Here is a 19,184-nt window from a genome sequence, read left to right on the forward strand (position 1 = left end):
ATCAGGGGATTATCAGACAGAACCTAAAATCCGCTCAATCATCTGTTCTATGGGCTGTTTATATGCCTCCAGCTTATACCCCCGTTCAAATTCATCATATCGAGTCTGGAAGGTCTGCAGCAGTTTGGGATCGTGATACGACGTTTTCAAAAAATGGAGCGTACCAATGATCAACCGAGCGAGCAGCGGTACATGATGCGCCGTTTCGCCGGCCTCAAGGCCATATTCGAATGCAGCTGCTGCTTCCTGGGGGCGGCCTTGATGCAGCATCAATTTCCCTCTTAAACCATGGTAGGCGCTGATTTCCCGCAAATAAGGAGCTTCAGCCAGCATGTCTTCGATCTTCCTAGAGCACCGCTCCGCCTCCTGGATACTGCCTGCGACCAAATGAATATGCATTTCCGACATGGCAATATGAACCTTGAAGGTATCCAGCTTACCTTGCTCCTTTTCAATGATCCGATAAGCTTCTTGCACTCGCTGCAGATCCTCTTCAACACGACCGTTATCTGCATAAAGACCGAGGATATTTAACACTTTCAGCTCACGATGCATCTCAAACGGTAAAATCCCCGATTCAATCGTCCGTTCAAAGTAATTCAGACTTTTTGCCGGTTCCATGTAAAAAGAGTAGTAAAATATCAGCAGCCAATATAATTTATCTGGGTTCTCCGCATCGCTTTCCAGAAACCAGTCCAGATCTGCCCGCACAAACCTCAGAAACATTTGATGGGAGGGACTGATATTCACGCCAAGAAGCTCTTGCTGATTAACAAGGGCTAACATCGATTGGCTTTGCCCTAACATGAGATAGGTGTCCAACAACTGCCCGATTTGCTTCTGCAATCCACTGTCCGTCAGCGACGGAACCGCAAGTCCCAGCGTTTCTTTTATTGTGAGGCTGTAGCCAAGCCCCCGCACGGTGATCAGTTGAACTTTTCCGCTCCATGGTTTCATTCTTTTTCGGAGCCGATACACATGATCATCTACCGTTCGTTCGCCCGGATATTCCATTGGCCATACCTGATCCAGCAGCTGCTCCCGGCTAAAGACCTTGCCGCGATTTCGGTACAGAAATTCGAGCAGCGCGTATTCTTTCGCAAGCAAGTTGATTGTCTCAGCCTGAAAGCTGACAGAATAATCACGAGGTTCAAACGCAAGCCCGGCCACCATAATCAGCATTCTCAGTATTCCTTGTCGTAATCGACAATGCTGCAAGCAGGACGTCCCTGTGCGATATAGGCCTTGAGATTCTCGATAAACAGCTTCGTAGCTCGTTCCTTCAATTGATCGGTATTGCCTCCAATATGAGGAGTCATGATGACATTGTCCATGGACCATAACGGATGATCCTCAGGCAATGGCTCAATGTCGAACACATCGAGGCCAGCGCCCGCGAGGTGGCCGCTGTTCAAGGCGCCAATAAGAGCATCCGTCTTCACCGATGCACCGCGTCCAACGTTGATAAACAGTGCCCCTTGCTTCATGGCAGCGAACCTATTTTCATCATATAAGTTTATCGTCTGAGATGTCTTTGGCAGTATGTTGACGACTACGTCGCATTCAGATAGAACTTCATTCAGCTGCTCGAACGTGTACAAGCCGTCGACATAATCAGTCGGTTGAACGGAGCGGCGTACGCCTAGAACACGCATCCCGAACGCCTTGGCAATTCGTGCAACCTCAGCCCCGATTTGCCCGATGCCGATAATCCCCATGGTCTTGCCCAGCAGTTCCGTATAATTCCCTTTACTGTCCCATACGTGTCGATCTTGGTTGCGAATCGCTTGTGGCAGATTGCGAGTGAAGCCGAGCAGCATCGCGAATACCGTCTCCATCATCGGGACGGGATGCACACCCCCCGCCGTAGTCAACATTACATCGTGCTTGCGGAGTGTATCCATCGGAACATAATCGGCTCCAGCCGTCCACAGCTGTATCCAGCGAAGCGGGGAATCATCATGGAGGCATTCCTCGATGATAGCAGGCGACCAACCGAAAATAACTTCAGCTTGTCGGAATACGTCTCGATCGAGCTCCTTAGCACGTCCAGCAATGACATTGTATTCGGGAGCAGCGAGGCGAATGCCCTCTAGAAATTCTGGCGGCAAAGCTAGTGCACATACGATATTTTTCAAGATGAGGTCCTCCTTAGCGTCCATTTTCTAACATCATAACTCGAATCCGATTGGTGCGTCTATGAGTGCTCCGTAGGTTGCTGGACATTAGAAATAGGCTGAACGGATGGTAACCCGACAGCCTGCATGAGCGATTATAGCAGTTAGCCTCCGAATGCTTGCCGAAAGCTGGAGGATAATTTCGCTTGATCTACATTCCACAGTGCGGCAAGCTCTTCGCAGACGGTCTCGTCCCACCAATCGGACAGCTTCTTGCGGTTGGCACCGTTCTCGTGAATCCAGATCAAGTTCTCAATCACTTTGCGATAGTATAGTTCTTCTCCTTGTTTGACGAGATCTTCGGGAATCCAGACGTTCATCCGCTTAATGGTTCGATACAACTCATTGTTGCAAGCACGGCGAATTCTTCTGGCTGTGGGGAGAGGCCTTGTATGAGGCTCCTTCGGGGCTTTCAATGGATGACGACTCCTTTCCTGCATATATGTTCATCATATGCAGGCATCCTACCCAGGTTCCTTGTGGCCACGCGCTATTTCGAATCGATTACGATATACCCTACCATAGGGCCTTCATGCTGCATATCCGGATGGGTTAAGCAGACGATGCGATGAATGCCTTCTTTGGCAGTAAAGGTGATGACGGTTTCTTTGTCTTTCTCGATGCTGCCTTTTACATTCATGCTCTCGATTTCGAAATCATGCTTTTTTCCGTTGATTCCGCGAATACGAAGCTCTACTCGCTCACCGGCCTTGGCGTGAACGGTACCCGGAATAAATTGATACACTTCGATTTCTTTCCCATTATCCAGTTTGGACTTAACCTCTCCTGTTACCATGTGGAGAATTCGAGTCGATTGAGGTGCTGCCTCAACTGCTCGTTCCGACCGCACGGTTTCATAGCGCCAGAACGCTGCAGCTACTAATATGGCGGAGAAGACGATTGCACCAATTCGCAATTGTTTGCGAGAGACAATCCAAAAACGTGTCAAATTGTGAAACCTCCTTTGCCCAATTGAGTATCACTTATTAGTGCTTGCTCATAACATTTCATTTGCAGGCAGCCATTACTAGAGAAGATACAAGGTACAAGCTTGTGCTTAGTCCAAGTGTATGCATGGCCAGGGTAGCGCATGACTTGTGTTATCCCAAGGGGTAAGGAGGCATCAAGATCGAACAAGCCAAAGTGATGATTGGAGTCATGGCGATCCATATGTTAGAATAAGCTGGGAATTAAAAAGGGAGAGAGACGAGCTATGGCATGGATACATGATATGATCAATATGCTGCTTCATTGGGTGCAGCAGCTTGGGGAATGGGGAATAATGCTGGGGCTCATGATTGAAGTCATTCCGAGTGAAATCGTGTTAGCCTACGGCGGATATTTAGTATCGATTGGCAAGGTCAGTTTTATCGCTGCGATTATTTTCGGCACAATTGGTGGTGTCTTTGCGCAACTCATCGTATATGCAATCGGCAGATATGGCGGGCGGCCCTTCTTGGAGAAGTTCGGGAAGTACATCCTGATACGCAAGCACCATATTGAGAAGTCGGAAGAGTGGTTCCAGAAGTATGGAACAGGCGTAATCTTCTCTGCACGATTCGTTCCGGTTGTCCGTCACGCGATTTCCATACCAGCAGGAATATCCAAGATGCCGGTAGGAAAATTTACGCTTCTGACAACGCTGGCTGTAATCCCATGGACCATCCTATTTGTTTATTTGGGGTACGCGCTTGGAGATCAGTGGGAACATATTAATGAGAAGGCGGCACCTTATGTTCAGCCATTTATTTTGGTTGCACTTGCTGGCCTTATCCTATATTTTGTTATCAAATATATGAAATCCAAGCGAAGAGAGGGGAACCCGAAATGAGCAAACATGTAGCGAATGTGATAGGCCGAGGAATTTCACCACAAGCATTTATCGACTCCATGCAGAAGAACAAGGAAGCCTTCATTTCCTGGTATGATCAATTTGCTTGGTCCAGTGAAGAAGAGAAGGGGTTTTTCGAATCGCTTCAATATCGGGACGATATCCGCTGCTTAATCTTGGCGGCAGATTGGTGTGGAGATGCGGTACGTAATGTGCCTGTTGTGTTCCGCGCTATGGAAGCAGCAAGCATTGACACAGAAGTCTTAATTATGGAACAGTTCCCTGAGGTTATGGATCAATTCCTGACGATGGGCGGACGCTCCGTTCCAATCGTCATCTTCGCTGATACGGGCGGTTACGTTCTCGGTCAATGGGGACCTCGTCCAAGTGACGTACAGGCACATATGATCCGATTCAAGGAAGAGAACCCGGATCGTGAAGCTCCGGATTATCAAGATAATTTGAAAGTAGTCAGACAGCGTATTCTCGAACAATACGGCGAGGGAACGGGCTATCATGCTCGAATTACGTCTGAATTGAGAGAACTGCTGTCGGGCTTTTAATATAGCAAGGAGCTGACAAGACATTGTTTACGATTCAAAGTTTCAATTTAGGTCCTGTCCAAACAAACGCTTATCTACTGACAAATGAAGATACGAAAGAAGCGGTTGTCATTGATCCGGGCATGAATCCAGATCGGTTGCTGCAAGCGCTCGATGGACTAAACGTTAAGGCAATATTGTTGACACATGCGCATTTCGATCACATTGGCGGTGTGGATCTTGTGCGTAAGGCACATCCGTGCCCGGTGTACATTCATGAGCTTGAGGCAGAGTGGCTGACAACACCGGAACTTAATGGCTCGACCATGTGGCCGCAAATGTCTCCGCCAATGTCCATGAAGCCAGCGGAACATTTGCTGCAAGATGGGGATACACTAAAGCTGATCGGTTATTCCTTCTACGTGATGCATACACCTGGTCATTCGCCGGGCAGTGTGAGCTTCCTGTATGATAAGCACTTGTTCGCAGGTGACGTTCTTTTCCGGGAAAGTGTGGGGAGAACAGACCTGAGAGACGGCAGCATGAAGACACTGGTGAACTCTATTCATAAGAAGCTGTTCACACTAAGCGACGAAGTTACGGTATACCCTGGACATGGTTCGACTACAACAATTGGATACGAGAAGAAGCACAACCCATTTGTCTAATACGATTTTGCAGTACATAAGCGCTTGGCACTCCTGATTCCTGATGAACAAGGAGACCAAGCGCTTTTTGATGCTCACTTTATCCAATATACATAGATCCATTTTGCTAGCCAAACCTCGCTCGTGATATGATCAGGGAAGCATACAGCAACGATGGGACTGCCTACTACTATGTATCGCAGTCCTTCTTTTTACATAACAGATACAAGTGCAAATAAAACGGCAGATATCATTTCCTAATACGAGGAGGAGTCAATTGATGCATTCCGAACAGCGAATAGATGCAGCAATTATCGAAGAGCATCGCAATCGAATCGCTCGCCTGCAGCAGAAGATGGAGCTTGCTGGTATCGATTTGTACTTAGTTACACACAACGTGGATATATATTACTTAACCGGCTCCATGCAGACCGGCTATGTGCTCGTACCGAGATGCGGCGAACCTGTCTATTTGGTGAAACGCAGCTATCTGCGTGCACAGCAGGAGTCGATCATTCGCGTTGCTCCGCTCGGTTCATTCCGTCAGCTTGGTGAGACGATCCGCTCTTACTATGCGGAGCTGTTCCAAGTTAAGGAAGCTGTCGTCATTGCTACAGAGTTCGATGTTCTACCTGTTCAGCAGTATGAGAGATTGAGAACGGTCATTCCAGATGCGAATTGGACAGACGGATCGATCCTATTCCGGGAACTGAGAATGATTAAGTCCTCTGATGAACTGGATCGCATTCGGGTTGCCGCAGCTGCTGCACATAAGGTGCTTGCTGCTGCGGCAGATTACATCCAGCCGGGAATGACAGAACTAGAACTCATTGCGTACATTGAACGAGAATTCCGACTGCAGGGTCATGTTGGAATGATCCGAATGCGCGGCTTCAATCAGGAACTAATAACTGGCATGGTGGCATCAGGAAGTGCAGGCGCAGAACCGACTTATTTCGACGGTCCCGCTGGAGGGCTTGGACTGACACCTGCAAGTCCACAAGGATCTAGCCGTAAGGCGATTGAAGTGAATGAACCTATTCTGATCGATTTCGGCTGCTGCATCGATGGATATGTAATTGATCAGACCCGAACCCTTGTCATTGGGGAACTGGACGATGAACTCCAGCGTGCTTATGATGCTTCGGAAGCGATATTGCGTGCAACTGAGGAACACTTGAAGCCGGGAACGGTATGCGAGACATTGTACGAAGATGCGGTTGATATGGCGAAATCGTATGGATTGCAAGAGCATTTTATGGGGTATGGTGAGGATCAAGTCAAGTTTCTTGGACATGGAATTGGTATGGAAATTGATGAATGGCCTGTTTTGGCCCGCGGGTTCAAGCAGCCGCTTCAGGAGGGGATGGTAATTGCTATCGAACCTAAATTCACTTTCCCGGGACGCGGTGTCGTAGGTATAGAGAATACATACCTGATTACTGCTGATGGATATGAGAAGCTAACGACTGCGGAGGAAGGATTGCGAATCATTTCTTTGTGAACATAGACAATAGCTAGAGTCGGATGTACAGCTTTTATCGTATGCAGGATAGAGAGGCTTCTTTTTGTGACCAATTGCGATACTCGTACGTATACATTTACAGGAACCATAAATTCTAGTACCATATAGAATACATCTAACGGATGGGAGGCATGGACAATGCTGCCTTTGGGAGAGAAAGTAGTCATTGTTGCCGACCGTTTCGAACAACATTTGCCTATCGGGGAATACGGCTATATTATTGCCTATGACCGCAATGCAGACAACGCATTCGACTATGTCATCCGAGTTCCGAGAGCAAACCGCAACTTTTTCGTGCCAGCATCCGATGTCGATCAAGAGGAACGGTTGCTGCAGCAGGAAGCGGACCGCATCGAACGGGAAGCACTTATCGATTATGCACTGGCGACCCATAATGAATCATTATTCCGTCGAATTATGAACGCAGACGCAGAGCCTGATAGCGAAGAGAGCGAACAGGACGGAGCAATGTCACAAGAAGAGTTCATTCGCCAAGTGAATTTAAGAGCTTGGATTTAAAGAAGACGCCGATCACCGGTCATTCCGGTGCTTCGGTGTTTTTTTTGCATCCATTACTTTATCAGAATGACGCGTTGAGTTGATTCCGCTTCTAAGCTATAATAAGGGGATGAATTTGGCCTTGATGGCGCAAGGAGGAACAGGCTGCCGATGAGCATTCACGTACAAGACGTCGAGCACGTTGCTAAGTTGGCAAGACTCGACTTGAGCAATGAAGAGAAAGAGCGTTACACGGAACAGCTGAACGCAATTCTAAAATATGCAGAAAAATTAAATGAATTGAATACCGATGACGTCACGCCAACGACTCATGTTCTACCTATACGGAACGTGATGCGTGAGGATGAAGCGCGTCCTTCACTGCCGATAGAGAAGGTAATGGCTAACGCACCGGAAGAAGAAGATGGTCAGTTCAAAGTACCGGCCGTTCTGGAATAAAGCGAATAAGGGAGGATGCCCGCATTGACACCACTTGAGATGTCATTAACGGAAGCAAGACAAGCAATACAAGAGCGCAAGCTCTCCGTCTCTGAATTGGTGGACGCGTCATTCCGACGCATTGCCAGCACGGATGAGCAAGTGCAAGCATTTCTTACTATGAATGAAGAGGGTGCCCGTAACGAGGCAGCCGCAATCGACAAGCGCATCTCGGCAGGAGAACAGATCGGCTTATTGGCTGGTATCCCTGCAGGGGTTAAGGATAACATCGTAACGGAAGGAATGCGCACAACATGTGCAAGTAAATTCCTTGATAATTTCGTACCTGTATATGATGGTACGGTATCCCGCAAGCTGAAGGAAGCGGGGGCAATTACAATCGGTAAGCTGAACATGGACGAATTCGCAATGGGCGGATCCAATGAGAACTCTGCTTATCGCACGACTCGCAACCCGTGGGATTTGGAACGTGTTCCGGGCGGATCTAGCGGTGGTTCCGCGGCTTCCGTAGCAGCTGGACAAGTTGCATTCGCGCTAGGCTCTGATACAGGCGGATCAATCCGTCAGCCAGCTTCCTATTGTGGAGTCGTTGGCTTGAAGCCGACATACGGTCTCGTTTCTCGCTTCGGCTTGGTTGCATTCGCATCTTCGTTGGATCAAATCGGTCCAATTACGAGAAATGTGGAAGATGCAGCCCTCGTGCTCCAAGCGATTGCAGGCCACGATAAGATGGATTCCACTTCGGCGAAGGTAGAAATTCCGGATTATGCAGCACAGCTGACAGGCGATGTGGCTGGTCTGCGCATTGGCGTGCCTTCTGAATATATTGGACAAGGTGTCGATCCGAAGGTGAAGGAAGCTGTGCTCGCTGCCTTGAAAGTATTCGAGGATATGGGTGCGACATGGGAAGAAGTATCGATGCCGCATACCGAATATGCAGTAGCGACCTACTACCTGCTTGCTTCCTCGGAAGCTTCCTCCAACTTGGCGCGCTTCGATGGAGTTCGCTACGGCGTGCGTGCGGACAACCCTGACAATCTGCTGGATCTGTATCATCGTTCTCGCAGTGAAGGCTTTGGACAAGAAGTGAAGCGCCGCATTATGCTGGGTACGTATGCACTAAGCTCAGGCTACTATGATGCCTATTACTTGAAGGCGCAGAAAGTCCGCACCTTGATTAAGCGTGACTTTGACGAAGCATTTAACAAGTTCGATATTTTGCTCGGGCCGACAGCACCGACAACGGCGTTCCGTATCGGCGAGCAAATTGATGATCCATTAGCGATGTACTTGAATGATATATTGACGATTCCGGTCAGCTTGGCTGGCGTTCCAGCAATTAGCGTACCATGCGGGTTGGCGGATGGATTGCCGGTTGGCTTGCAATTGATTGGCAAGGCGTTCGACGAAGCGACTGTGCTTCGTGCAGCCCATGCGTTCGAACAACGCACGGAGTTCCATAAGCTGCGTCCGCAGTTGTAATTGAGGAGGCTTACGACATGCCAAGTACGAAATATGAAACGGTCATTGGCTTGGAAGTGCACGTTGAGCTGCACACCAACTCGAAAATCTTTTGCGGTTGCTCTACCGAATTCGGAGCACCGCCTAATACGCATACTTGCCCGATTTGCTTAGGGCATCCCGGCGTACTGCCGGTATTAAACCACCAAGCGGTAGAATATGCAATGAAGGCTGCTATGGCGTTGAACTGTGAAATTGCTCCGGTAAGCAAGTTTGACCGGAAAAACTATTTCTACCCAGACTCTCCGAAAGCATATCAAATCTCTCAGAACGATCAGCCAATTGGGCAGAACGGCTGGATTGATATTGAAGTGAACGGAGAAACGAAGCGGATCGGCATTAACCGACTGCACTTGGAAGAAGATGCAGGCAAGCTAACGCACGTAGATGGCGGTTATGCTTCTCTCGTCGATTTCAACCGTGTCGGCACTCCGCTCGTTGAGATTGTATCTGAACCCGAGCTTCATTCACCAGAAGAAGCGAAGGCTTATTTGGAAAAGCTGAAGGCAATTATGCAATATTGCGACGTATCCGATGTGAAGATGGAAGAAGGCTCCCTTCGCTGTGATGCGAACATCAGCATACGCCCGATTGGCCAGAAAGAACTGGGTACGAGGGCAGAATTGAAAAATATGAACTCCTTCCGCGGCGTTCAACGTGGTCTTGAATATGAAGAGGAGCGCCAAGCTGACATCCTGGATGAAGGCGGTAAGGTTGTTCAGGAAACTCGCCGCTGGGATGAAGCGCAAGGGCGTACGCTCACGATGCGCAGCAAGGAAGAGGCGCATGACTATCGCTACTTCCCGGATCCAGATCTCGTTACACTCATTATTGATGACGAGTGGAGAGAGAGTGTGCGGGCATCGATTCCGGAGTTGCCGGATGCGCGCAAGGCACGTTATACGAGCGAATATGGCTTAACAAGCTACGATGCAGAAGTCATTACGGCATCGAAGAAGCTGGCTGACCTGTTCGAGGAGAGTCTTCAATATACGAAGGATGCCAAGGCAGTAGCCAACTGGATTATGGGTGACTTACTCGGATACTTGAACGCGAATGGCCTTGAAGCGGATGCTTCAAAAGTTACAGGCCAAGGCTTGGGCGAAATGATCGGCTTGATTGAGAAAGGCACGATCAGTTCCAAAATCGCCAAGACGGTCTTCAAAGAGATGCTGGAGACGGGCAAAGCTCCTCAGGCTATTGTTGAAGAGAAGGGACTTGTCCAAATTAGTGATGAAGGCGCCATTAAATCTGTCGTCGAGCAGGTAATCGCGAACAATCCGCAGTCGGTGGAGGATTACCGCGCAGGCAAGCAGAAGGCAATCGGCTTCCTTGTTGGACAAGTTATGAAGGAGACGAAGGGTAAGGCCAACCCGGGTCTTGTGAACGAATTGCTTGTTCAGTGCTTGAGCGAGCTGTAAATGTAAGCTATAGATAAAAAATGAAGAATCGATTAGGGCTCCGTAGGACGGATGGGTAACATATCTGAACGTTGGAGCCAGGCATGGAAGCGGAGTAAATCTCCGCTTTTCGTGTAGATTCAAGTTATTTTCATGTAGTCGTATACTCTGTTATTCCGAAAGGGTAGTGAAAGACATGATACGTCAGTTGGATATGAATGATGTTGCAACATTGGATCAACTCTGGAACCTGCAACAGGCGGCATACCGGATTGAGGCGGACATGATTGGCTTTGACAAGATCCCCCCTCTGATGGAAACGGTAGAAGACCTGCATAATACCACGGAAACATTCTATGGGTGGTGGGATGAGAATCAGTTGGCTGGAGCGGTATCCATCGAAATGACAGGGCCTGTAATTATGGAGATTTGCAGATTGATGGTTCGGCCGGATTATTTTCGGAGAGGGATCGGTGCAAGTTTGTTAGGTCATGTACTGCATATGCCAGATGTTCATACGCACCGTATTGCAACGGGAGCTCGCAATCTTCCTGCGCTGACACTGTATGAACGCGAAGGCTTCCGATATGTGCGCGACGAGGAGATTGCGCCGGGCATATCGCTGCGTCACCTGGAAAGAAGGAGGTAGTCGGATATGGAATTGCTCGCGGAGATACCTGCAAATAGTCCGTGGGTAATTGATGATTTTTCATTAACGCTTAGATTGCTGCTTGCGATGCTTCTCGGTGGATTGATCGGATTGGAGCGAGAACAGGCGAATCATCCAGCGGGGTTGCGAACACATATTTTGGTTTGCGTTGGTTCGGCACTTATCATGCTGTTGTCCATTTATGGCTTCTCCAGCTTCGTGTACGAAGGAAATGTCCGTGTGGATCCTGCTCGTCTCGCTACAGCAGTAATTACAGGCATTGGCTTTCTTGGCGCAGGAACAATTATTTTTACGGGCAAATCAATCGCAGGACTTACGACAGCGGCTTCCCTATGGGTAGTTGCGGCGATTGGACTAGCGGTAGGTGCTGGGTTCCAATATGCAGCTGTGGTGACGACAATCCTAGTCATCGTCATTTTGTTCGGATTCAACAAGGTAGAGCAGCGTTACTTCGGTGGCAAGCGCACTCGCGTTTTAACATTAGATGCGGATTCTACTTCTGAATTTCTTCATGAGCTCCATGTCTTCATGGAAACCCGTGATGTTACCGTCAAGAAGATGATGTTCCAACGCTTATTGAATCAACCTGGCGATCCGATGGTGGAGAAGCGAGCAGAATTGCAGCTCGTTCTTGGCGTCCCCAAACAGTTCGACATGTTCGTATTTGTAGAGCAACTCGAGCGAGTGCAAGGGGTTCGCACTGTTACCTTAGAGTAAGAGTCCAAAGCGATCCTAGACTAAAGTCGGTGAAACCTTCCTAGACTCAGGAAGGTTTCTTTCATTTCTGTATCCAACGTACAATGAATATAAGCTTAATACGTACGGTAGAGCGAATTCGCACAATGAATTTTGCTGGGTAGAGAAGGGAAGAGACTATGGTGTATCGTAAGACAACTCAATTTTCGGATGAACTGATCGTCAGTCAAGTGCAGCAAGGTAACGAGGAAGCAATGCGTATTTTAGTGGAAAGACACCGTCCATTTGTGATAACGTGTATTTGTCAGACGGTACAAGATCGTTATTTGGCGGAAGATATCGCCCAAGAGGTATTCGTGAAGGCTTATCGCCATATTCATTCATTTCGGGGCGACTCGAAATTTACGACATGGCTGTATCGGCTAACGAAGAACCAGATGATTGATATATTGCGCAAAAAGCGGAAGGAAGGCCAGGTAGAACGGCTTGAGCCGCACCATATTGCATCCTTTCAGCTTCATGATGTCGCTGATATGCCGGAAGAACGCGTGATGAAGAAGGAAAAATGTGAAGAGGTCCACCAAGCACTTCGGGCATTGCCAGAGAAATATCGTATGGTCATGGAGTTGTACCACATGCGCCAGCGAACATACGCAGAAATTGCGCAGATGCTCAAGATGCCAGTTAGAACGGTTGAAACTAGATTATATCGTGCTAAGATGCTGTTTAAGCGAGCGTGGCAGGAACATGCCGGATTAGGAGCTATGTAAGGAGGGAAGGACTTGGCTGATAGAAAAGATGATCAATTACATGAACCTCACAATCAAGGATTCCGTGAGCAGTCTGCTAAAAAGGAGCAGGATGAGCAGTTTTTGCGCAAGCGTCTGGAACAATTAGCGCGGAGAGAACGCATGTCTCATGCTCATGAGAATCATCAAGGATATGGCCCAGGCCCAGGAGCGCCCATACCACCGCCTCCGATGTATGGAGCAATGCCGCAGAAGAAGAGCAAGTTTCTTTCTTTGTTTTTGTCCTTCATTTTCCCTGGAGCAGGTCATTTCTACTTAGGGTTAATGCAGCGCGGGCTGCTTATTATGATGATGCTGGCCTTGGATATCGTAGCTATCGTGTATTTTACAGCAATAGATGCCAAAGTGAATGTACCGCTTGTCGTATTGTTAGGATTAATGCTGCCGGTGATTTACTTTTTTAATTTGTTTGATGCCTTGCAATGTACGGAACGTGTCAATCATCAAGCGATGTTTGGTGGCATAGAGCCGACCAGACAAGGGCCGCTCTTAGGGCTTTTTCTTCTGTTCGGGGGAATAGTTATGCTGCTATTAACCGTAGATCCAGCGTGGCTTCGTTGGTTCTTTACGTATGCGGGATCCTACGCCGGAGCGGCTCTTCTTATTGGTGGCGGTATCTTTCTGCTTGTGAAGGAATCGAATAAGAGACGCTGACGGACAACCGAAGGAGATGGTCTTCAGTGGTTAAGGTAGGGAGAATTACTGCTTCGCTGCTGCTTGTCGCTGTCGGAATCATGCTGCTCAGCGATCAGTTGTTTGGATATCATACATTGCGATTGTTATTAACATGGTGGCCCTTGTTATTTATTATATGGGGGATCGAATATATTTGGACTGGCGTGTACCACAGCAAGCGGGGGGATAATCGTCGTCTGCGCTTGGATTTTTTAGGCATGTTCGTTTCTGTTTTTATTGCAGTCTCCGTCTTCATGATTTCTCAGCCTTCCCTGTTCCGGGATTGGGTACGAGGAATTCAGTTCGACTTCTCCATGATGAAGGAGATGGCAGGTGATAATGGGATAAATGTCCGGTTGCCGAAGCTGGAACATTCGATATCAGGGGATATATCGAAGCTCGTTGTTCGCAATGACAATGGGGAGATTCGGATTCAGACTGGGAATGTAGAGAATATGGATGTTGAGCTAAGTGCAATTGTAAGCGGAGTGGATAGAGAGCAGGCGCAATCGCTGGCTAACCAGTCTGGAGCAACCATCGATAATAATCCTTCCGAACATACATTGACGATTACCGCGAACGGCTCGAAATTTGCAGTAGGGAATCGGCCAATCCGCATTGATATGATCATCACCATTCCGGCTCATGTTATGTGGAAGACGGATGTGATGACGAATAATGGGGATATCGCGATCCATGATATGAAAGCCGAAGCAGTGGCGAAGAGCAACAATGGTGATATTAAGCTGCTTAATATTGAAGCCCCAGTACAGGGAGAGACACTGAATGGTAATCTCTTTGTGCAAAATATACGCGGTGATGCCAAAGTATCTACCATGCGTGGGGATATTACGATGTACGACATCAATGGGAAGTCGATGGCGGATACGAAATCAGGAGATATCGACATTCATGAATCGGCTGGTGCAGTCCAAGCAGAGACCTTGAGTGGAGACATGCTTGTTGAGTCAGAGAACATCGGCGGCAACTGGAAATTGCAGAATATGGCGGGCGATACCGCCATTGGCATACCAGAGGGGGCTGATGTTACATTGCAAGCGATGAATCGTTTTGGAGACATCGATATAGATTCGGAATTTCCCTTTCATGTCGTAAAGAATAAAGTAGAGGGTACAATAGGAAATGCTACGTATCAAGTCAATTTGGACACGAATGGTGACATAAGCATACGAAAACGGTAACAGCGCGACGTATTAAGGATTGACAAAACAAAAAACTTCCACGTACAATGGACATATAGAGATTATTTTCTGAGAATCGTTACAATCTACGATTTGTTGGGATAACCCGTATAGAACTAATGTGAGCGTAGAAGGCGGTGGACAAGATGAAAACGCGGGTTCAACATGCATTGGGACATCTGAAAATGTCCGGAGTACGCATCACGCCACAGAGACATGCGATATTGGCTTACTTGATGGATGCGATGAATCATCCGACAGCAGATGAAATATATCGAGCACTCGAGCCGGATTTTCCGAGCATGAGCGTTGCTACCGTATATAACAACTTGAAGTTGTTTATTGAAGCGGGGCTCGTTCATGAGTTGACATATGGGGACAGTTCTAGTCGATTTGATGCCAATGTAACAGATCACTATCATGCCATTTGCGAGCGATGCGGCAAAATTGTTGATTTCGCTATTCCTGAATTAATGGAATCGGTGGAGAAATCGGCTGCAGAGGCTACTGGTTTTAACGTACGCGGACATCGGATGGAAGTGTATGGTGTATGTCAATCCTGTGTGGAATCGACTAAGGAGCAATAGGTGATGGTCGATATTCAATACAATGCAGAAATGTAAATGCGCGCGGCAGTTCATGCTTGCGCGCTTTTTTATTTTATCGAATCCAATGATGGAGTCTGAAGAAGTAGGAGTTGACTATATGAGAAGCAATGGAGTGGGGAGAGGTGCTCCGCATTATCGAACCGGCGGAAAGAACCGTAAAAAAGGGAAGGGAGGAGGATGTCTCTTTATTCTGATTGGACTCGCCATCCTGGCAGCGAGCGTGTGGAAAGGATGGGATGGTATCAGGGATTGGTTACCTGGTCAGAATAAGGCTGACTCCCAGATCTCTCAGGTAGATCAGCCCTTGATCTGGGACGGTGCCTGGACGGGATATGGGACGAAAGGCAAAGGTGAGAATCTGCTCATACCTGTTCAGGCATTGTCTGATAAGCTTTCTATTGTGTATGAGAATAGGTCCGCAACCGTCATTATGACAAGTTCTAAGGACGTTGCTTCAGTTGCGCTTGGACACTCAACGGGAAGCTTGAATGGTCGAGCTAAACAGTGGTCAGCTGCTGCTGAACAAATTGGCGGCGACATTTATGTTCCAATGACTGCGTTGAAGGAAGTATACGGCTTGCGTGCGAAGCAGTACACTTCGAATGGTGCGGTTCAACTAAGCACACCGGGGCAGACTCTTCAACAGGGGATCGTCATTCAGCAAAAGGATGATGCCAAAATAGCCTTGCGTGAAAATGCTAGTAAGCAAGCTCCCTCCTTAGAGAAGCTTGCAAGTGGAACGCAAGTCACGGTCTGGGGTGAAGAAGGAGACTGGCTCCGGATTGAGGCGGAAGGCGGCAATGTCGGTTATGTTGCTAAAGACGAGATTCAGCGTAAGGGAAGTGTAGCAGTTCCTTCAATCTCGCCAGCGCCTGTTCCTGCGTTTGTAAAGGAGAAGCGACCAGTAAGCTTGGCTTGGGAAGCTGTGTACTCGCGTAATCCGGATCCAACCAAGCTGCCCGCGATGCCGGGGACGAATGTCATAAGCCCTACGTGGTTCAGCTTGGCTGATAACGAGGGAAATGTGGATGAGAAGGCAGATCCGCGTCTTGTACAATGGGCGCATCAGAATGGGAAGCAGGTATGGGCGCTGTACAGCAACAGCTTTGATCCAGACCGAACTACAGCTTCGCTTGCAACCTTCGACAAACGTAACCGAACGATAGAACAATTGGTTAAGCTCGCAGAGAAATACAAAGTTGACGGCATTAATATTGACTATGAGAACGTAAATGTTGAAGACCGCGATAATTTAACGCAGTTTGTACGAGAACTTACTCCTCGTCTACATGCGAAGGGTCTTGTTGCATCGATTGATGTGACGGCGAAGTCTGGGAGCGGTAGATGGTCGCAATTTTTGGATCGGGAACAGCTGGCGCGTTCCGTCGACTTCATGATGGTTATGGCTTACGATGAACATTGGGCGACAAGTCCAACTGCTGGTTCTGTTGCATCCTTGCCATGGACAGAGAATGCTATGAAGCGAATTATGGAAGAGGATAATGTGCCTCCGCATAAGCTCGTGCTTGGAATGCCGCTATACACACGGATATGGACAGAGACAACTGAAGGCGGAGAAGTGAAAGTATCCTCTAAGGCTGTTGGTATGCAGAAAGTTCAAGATTTGATTCAGGATCGTAAGTTGAAGCCTGTTTATTCGGAGAGTGCAGGCCAGCATTATGTCGAATATGAGGAGGAAGGCGCAACTCAGAAAATATGGATCGAGGATAAACAATCGATTCAATCTCGCATTCAAATGGCAGAACGTCTAAAGCTCGGCGGAGTCGCTGTATGGGCCCGAAGCTTCGCCAATGAAGGCATATGGAACGTTCTTCGATATCGAAACTCTTAATCACGCAATGATACTTTTTATAAGTTAGAAATAAGAAAACCGTCTATCTAATCAGATAGGCGGTTTCTTCGTTAAGTCTGTTATATTCGGTTCACTCTTGCGAGTGAGGCTCGTGAAAACATAGATGTCAGGTCTTGGTGTTGTGGGAATCAACGAGTCAATGCGTGAGAAATCTCTTTGTAAGTCATTCTTCCCTCACTTTGATACGGTAACATCCTTCTTACTGTCTTGATCTAAGTTGCTCTCTGGGGCGATGTTTTCTGCGGTTGCCTTGTCCGGATCAAGGGTAAGAATCGTTCTACAGAACATGCAGCGATCCGTTCTGCCGAGTATTTTGGTCTGGCGACCACACTCTGGACATTCAAGAATTACAGCACTAGTGGACAACATGCCAGCCCAGAAGTAAATCGCGACACTTCCCAAGAGGAGTATCATTCCCAGTACCATGAATACTCCAGCGAAGGGGCGTCCTTGTATGCCCCACATGAGAATGCCGGATGTGCCGAGCACCATCATTCCCATTCCGGCTAATGTAAGTACAAGTCCCCACAATCGAAACTCATTGATTTTACTTGTTCTAAAAAGACGTTGTTTCATCGCAGCCTCTCCATTTCAAGATTGAAAATGTTTTCGAAGGAAGAAGGAAAGAGAGTTTCTATGTAGAATTATAAACTATCATTTGATGTAAAAGAAAGCCAAAAAAGCGTGGGGTCGAGAATGAAACATGTATTGGATAACTCCATAGATCAATTAATTGGTGCGACTACAGTCAGCGGTCTTTATATATTGGATCGCAGCCAATTGGATGCTGATATGCACCAATATATTGATTGGGATCGCTATGTGCTGGTTGTTGATGAAGCGTGTCCGTCCCATCCTTTTGAGTCGATGGAAGTATCGGCCGATGACAGCTCAGTTGCACGCTGGATTTGCATCCACCCAGATAGGTGGGAGGAATGGATCGTTTCGGATGAGGCGAGGTCACTGCTTCCGTTTTACGGGCGTGGCAATATTCGCGTTGATCGCGATGGATTGCTTGCAAGTTGGCAGGAAAGATTGATTCAAGAAGAGAAGACTCCGAACCAGATGCAATACATGAAGACATATGCGCTGTTTTTGGAGGCATATAATCAAGCGAAGCATTTACGGAAGCTGGAATACATGCTAGACGCTTATCGATGTGTGGATTTCGCATTCTATTATTGGGCGTCGCTTGCCATAATGGAGCAAGGAGAGATGCCTAGACAAGCGTTATGGCAGCAAGTGAAGAAGTTAAATCTAGGTGTCTATAAGATGTACGAAGAATTCACTGCAAGCTCTGAGACGATGCCGCAGCGAATTGAACTTGCGTTGCTTGCTTGCGAGTTCTCTCTCTCATCGAAGAGTGTAGAATGCTGCGCTCCATTGCTGAATTGGCTGAAGCAAGCGAAGGGGCCAGTTCCGATATCGGATATTATGCAGCACCAAGAATTCAAGTGGATGGCCGGTTATATGCCAGCTCTACTAAATAAGCTTACACATCGCGGTTGTGTGAAGGAACGTTTGATTGAGCATGCTAGTCCATATGGCAAGCTAGGGTATACTCGGGCCTATGAATGGGCTGGTTGACGGCTGCACAATCACAGAAAGTTGAGTCGCTGCATGACAGCTCATGCAGCGTTTTAACTTTTTTTAAATAAAGTGTTGACTTGGGTTTGAAATATATGATACATTAATACTCGCCTCTTCGAGAGAAGCACTTCGAACGAAAGCTGAATAAGCAATCATTCGGAAGCTCGAAAAAAGAATTTAAAAAAAGTGCTTGACTCTAAGAAGTGAACATGATATATTATAAAAGTCGCCGCCGACAAAGCGGTGAGAAAAAGAAAGTAACTAAGAGATTGGTTACTGACTAAGATTGTTCTTTGAAAACTGAACAACGAGCAACGTTTGTGAATGAGGTAGAAATACCTCGTCAAAAGATATGAGCAGTTCAAACTTAACTTTAACGGAGAGTTTGATCCTGGCTCAGGACGAACGCTGGCGGCGTGCCTAATACATGCAAGTCGAGCGGGCTTGAAGGAGTGCTTGCA

Annotated in this window: 21 protein-coding genes and 1 rRNA gene; 17 read left to right on the plus strand and 5 right to left on the minus strand. The window is 47.6% G+C overall.

Going from position 1 to position 19,184, the window contains the following annotated elements; translation table 11 throughout:
• Positions 1-12 precede the first annotated feature (12 nt).
• The 4 genes from M3661_RS19015 to M3661_RS19030 all read right to left on the minus strand — a co-directional run bounded on the left by M3661_RS19015 (position 13) and on the right by M3661_RS19030 (position 3,126).
• Entirely contained in the window at positions 13-1,182 is a 1,170-nt protein-coding gene (locus M3661_RS19015; protein WP_251487582.1) for a winged helix-turn-helix domain-containing protein, read from the minus strand.
• A 2-nt stretch (positions 1,183-1,184) separates the two neighbouring features.
• On the minus strand, positions 1,185-2,138 hold the full coding sequence (locus M3661_RS19020; protein ID WP_251487585.1) for a D-2-hydroxyacid dehydrogenase: 954 nt from the start codon (positions 2,136-2,138) through the stop codon (positions 1,185-1,187).
• Between the two features lie 143 nt (positions 2,139-2,281).
• A complete protein-coding gene (locus M3661_RS19025; protein ID WP_370510431.1) occupies positions 2,282-2,617 on the minus strand; it encodes a dehydrogenase in 336 nt (111 codons plus the stop codon).
• Between the two features lie 50 nt (positions 2,618-2,667).
• Positions 2,668-3,126 (minus strand): cupredoxin domain-containing protein, encoded by a 459-nt coding sequence (locus tag M3661_RS19030; RefSeq protein ID WP_065291862.1) that lies wholly within the window; start codon positions 3,124-3,126, stop codon positions 2,668-2,670.
• A 264-nt stretch (positions 3,127-3,390) separates the two neighbouring features.
• Between M3661_RS19030 and uptA the strand changes: the two genes are divergently transcribed.
• The 15 genes from uptA (at position 3,391) to M3661_RS19105 (ending at position 17,112) form a co-directional block, all read left to right on the plus strand.
• Positions 3,391-4,008 carry an undecaprenyl phosphate transporter UptA gene (gene uptA / locus M3661_RS19035; RefSeq protein WP_251487588.1) on the plus strand — a complete coding sequence of 206 codons (618 nt, stop codon included), beginning with the start codon at positions 3,391-3,393 and terminating at the stop codon, positions 4,006-4,008.
• On the plus strand, positions 4,005-4,571 hold the full coding sequence (locus M3661_RS19040) for a thioredoxin family protein (protein WP_251487591.1): 567 nt from the start codon (positions 4,005-4,007) through the stop codon (positions 4,569-4,571). The genes uptA and M3661_RS19040 overlap by 4 nt, the downstream gene beginning before the upstream one ends.
• Before the next feature lie 23 nt (positions 4,572-4,594).
• Positions 4,595-5,218 (plus strand): MBL fold metallo-hydrolase, encoded by a 624-nt coding sequence (locus tag M3661_RS19045; protein ID WP_251487593.1) that lies wholly within the window; start codon positions 4,595-4,597, stop codon positions 5,216-5,218.
• A 259-nt stretch (positions 5,219-5,477) separates the two neighbouring features.
• A complete protein-coding gene (locus tag M3661_RS19050; protein ID WP_251487595.1) occupies positions 5,478-6,701 on the plus strand; it encodes a M24 family metallopeptidase in 1,224 nt (407 codons plus the stop codon).
• A 159-nt stretch (positions 6,702-6,860) separates the two neighbouring features.
• Positions 6,861-7,241: a hypothetical protein gene (locus M3661_RS19055; RefSeq protein ID WP_021255274.1), complete on the plus strand. Its 381-nt coding sequence runs from the start codon at positions 6,861-6,863 to the stop codon at positions 7,239-7,241.
• A gap of 150 nt (positions 7,242-7,391) precedes the next feature.
• Positions 7,392-7,679 carry an Asp-tRNA(Asn)/Glu-tRNA(Gln) amidotransferase subunit GatC gene (gene gatC / locus M3661_RS19060; protein WP_021255273.1) on the plus strand — a complete coding sequence of 96 codons (288 nt, stop codon included), beginning with the start codon at positions 7,392-7,394 and terminating at the stop codon, positions 7,677-7,679.
• 39 nt (positions 7,680-7,718) lie between these two features.
• A complete protein-coding gene (gene gatA, locus M3661_RS19065) occupies positions 7,719-9,161 on the plus strand; it encodes an Asp-tRNA(Asn)/Glu-tRNA(Gln) amidotransferase subunit GatA (protein ID WP_174809435.1) in 1,443 nt (480 codons plus the stop codon).
• A gap of 17 nt (positions 9,162-9,178) precedes the next feature.
• Positions 9,179-10,621 (plus strand): Asp-tRNA(Asn)/Glu-tRNA(Gln) amidotransferase subunit GatB, encoded by a 1,443-nt coding sequence (gene gatB, locus M3661_RS19070; protein ID WP_072730172.1) that lies wholly within the window; start codon positions 9,179-9,181, stop codon positions 10,619-10,621.
• Between the two features lie 175 nt (positions 10,622-10,796).
• Positions 10,797-11,249 (plus strand): GNAT family N-acetyltransferase, encoded by a 453-nt coding sequence (locus M3661_RS19075; protein ID WP_021255270.1) that lies wholly within the window; start codon positions 10,797-10,799, stop codon positions 11,247-11,249.
• A 6-nt stretch (positions 11,250-11,255) separates the two neighbouring features.
• On the plus strand, positions 11,256-11,987 hold the full coding sequence (locus M3661_RS19080) for an MgtC/SapB family protein (protein ID WP_065291867.1): 732 nt from the start codon (positions 11,256-11,258) through the stop codon (positions 11,985-11,987).
• Positions 11,988-12,145: 158 nt separating this feature from the next.
• Complete coding sequence (locus M3661_RS19085) at positions 12,146-12,736, plus strand: RNA polymerase sigma factor (protein WP_065291868.1); 591 nt, start codon at positions 12,146-12,148, stop codon at positions 12,734-12,736.
• 12 nt (positions 12,737-12,748) lie between these two features.
• Entirely contained in the window at positions 12,749-13,429 is a 681-nt protein-coding gene (locus tag M3661_RS19090) for a DUF6677 family protein (RefSeq protein WP_072730175.1), read from the plus strand.
• A 26-nt stretch (positions 13,430-13,455) separates the two neighbouring features.
• The gene (locus M3661_RS19095; protein ID WP_065291870.1) at positions 13,456-14,652 is read left to right on the plus strand and encodes a DUF4097 family beta strand repeat-containing protein; all 1,197 of its coding nucleotides are present in this window, start codon (positions 13,456-13,458) and stop codon (positions 14,650-14,652) included.
• A 146-nt stretch (positions 14,653-14,798) separates the two neighbouring features.
• Positions 14,799-15,239 carry a peroxide-responsive transcriptional repressor PerR gene (gene perR, locus M3661_RS19100; RefSeq protein ID WP_065291871.1) on the plus strand — a complete coding sequence of 147 codons (441 nt, stop codon included), beginning with the start codon at positions 14,799-14,801 and terminating at the stop codon, positions 15,237-15,239.
• A gap of 118 nt (positions 15,240-15,357) precedes the next feature.
• Positions 15,358-17,112: a glycosyl hydrolase family 18 protein gene (locus M3661_RS19105; RefSeq protein ID WP_251487599.1), complete on the plus strand. Its 1,755-nt coding sequence runs from the start codon at positions 15,358-15,360 to the stop codon at positions 17,110-17,112.
• Positions 17,113-17,307: 195 nt separating this feature from the next.
• Here the strand turns inward: M3661_RS19105 and M3661_RS19110 are convergent, their stop codons facing one another.
• The gene (locus tag M3661_RS19110) at positions 17,308-17,709 is read right to left on the minus strand and encodes a DUF2614 family zinc ribbon-containing protein (RefSeq protein WP_065291873.1); all 402 of its coding nucleotides are present in this window, start codon (positions 17,707-17,709) and stop codon (positions 17,308-17,310) included.
• 120 nt (positions 17,710-17,829) lie between these two features.
• Between M3661_RS19110 and M3661_RS19115 the strand changes: the two genes are divergently transcribed.
• Positions 17,830-18,720 (plus strand): hypothetical protein, encoded by an 891-nt coding sequence (locus M3661_RS19115; RefSeq protein WP_072730179.1) that lies wholly within the window; start codon positions 17,830-17,832, stop codon positions 18,718-18,720.
• Between the two features lie 376 nt (positions 18,721-19,096).
• Positions 19,097-19,184 (plus strand): 16S ribosomal RNA (locus M3661_RS19120); the annotation flags it as partial.

The organism is Paenibacillus sp. MER 180 (assembly GCF_023713665.1).
Classification (GTDB): Bacteria; Bacillota; Bacilli; order Paenibacillales; family Paenibacillaceae; genus Paenibacillus_B; species Paenibacillus_B suaedae.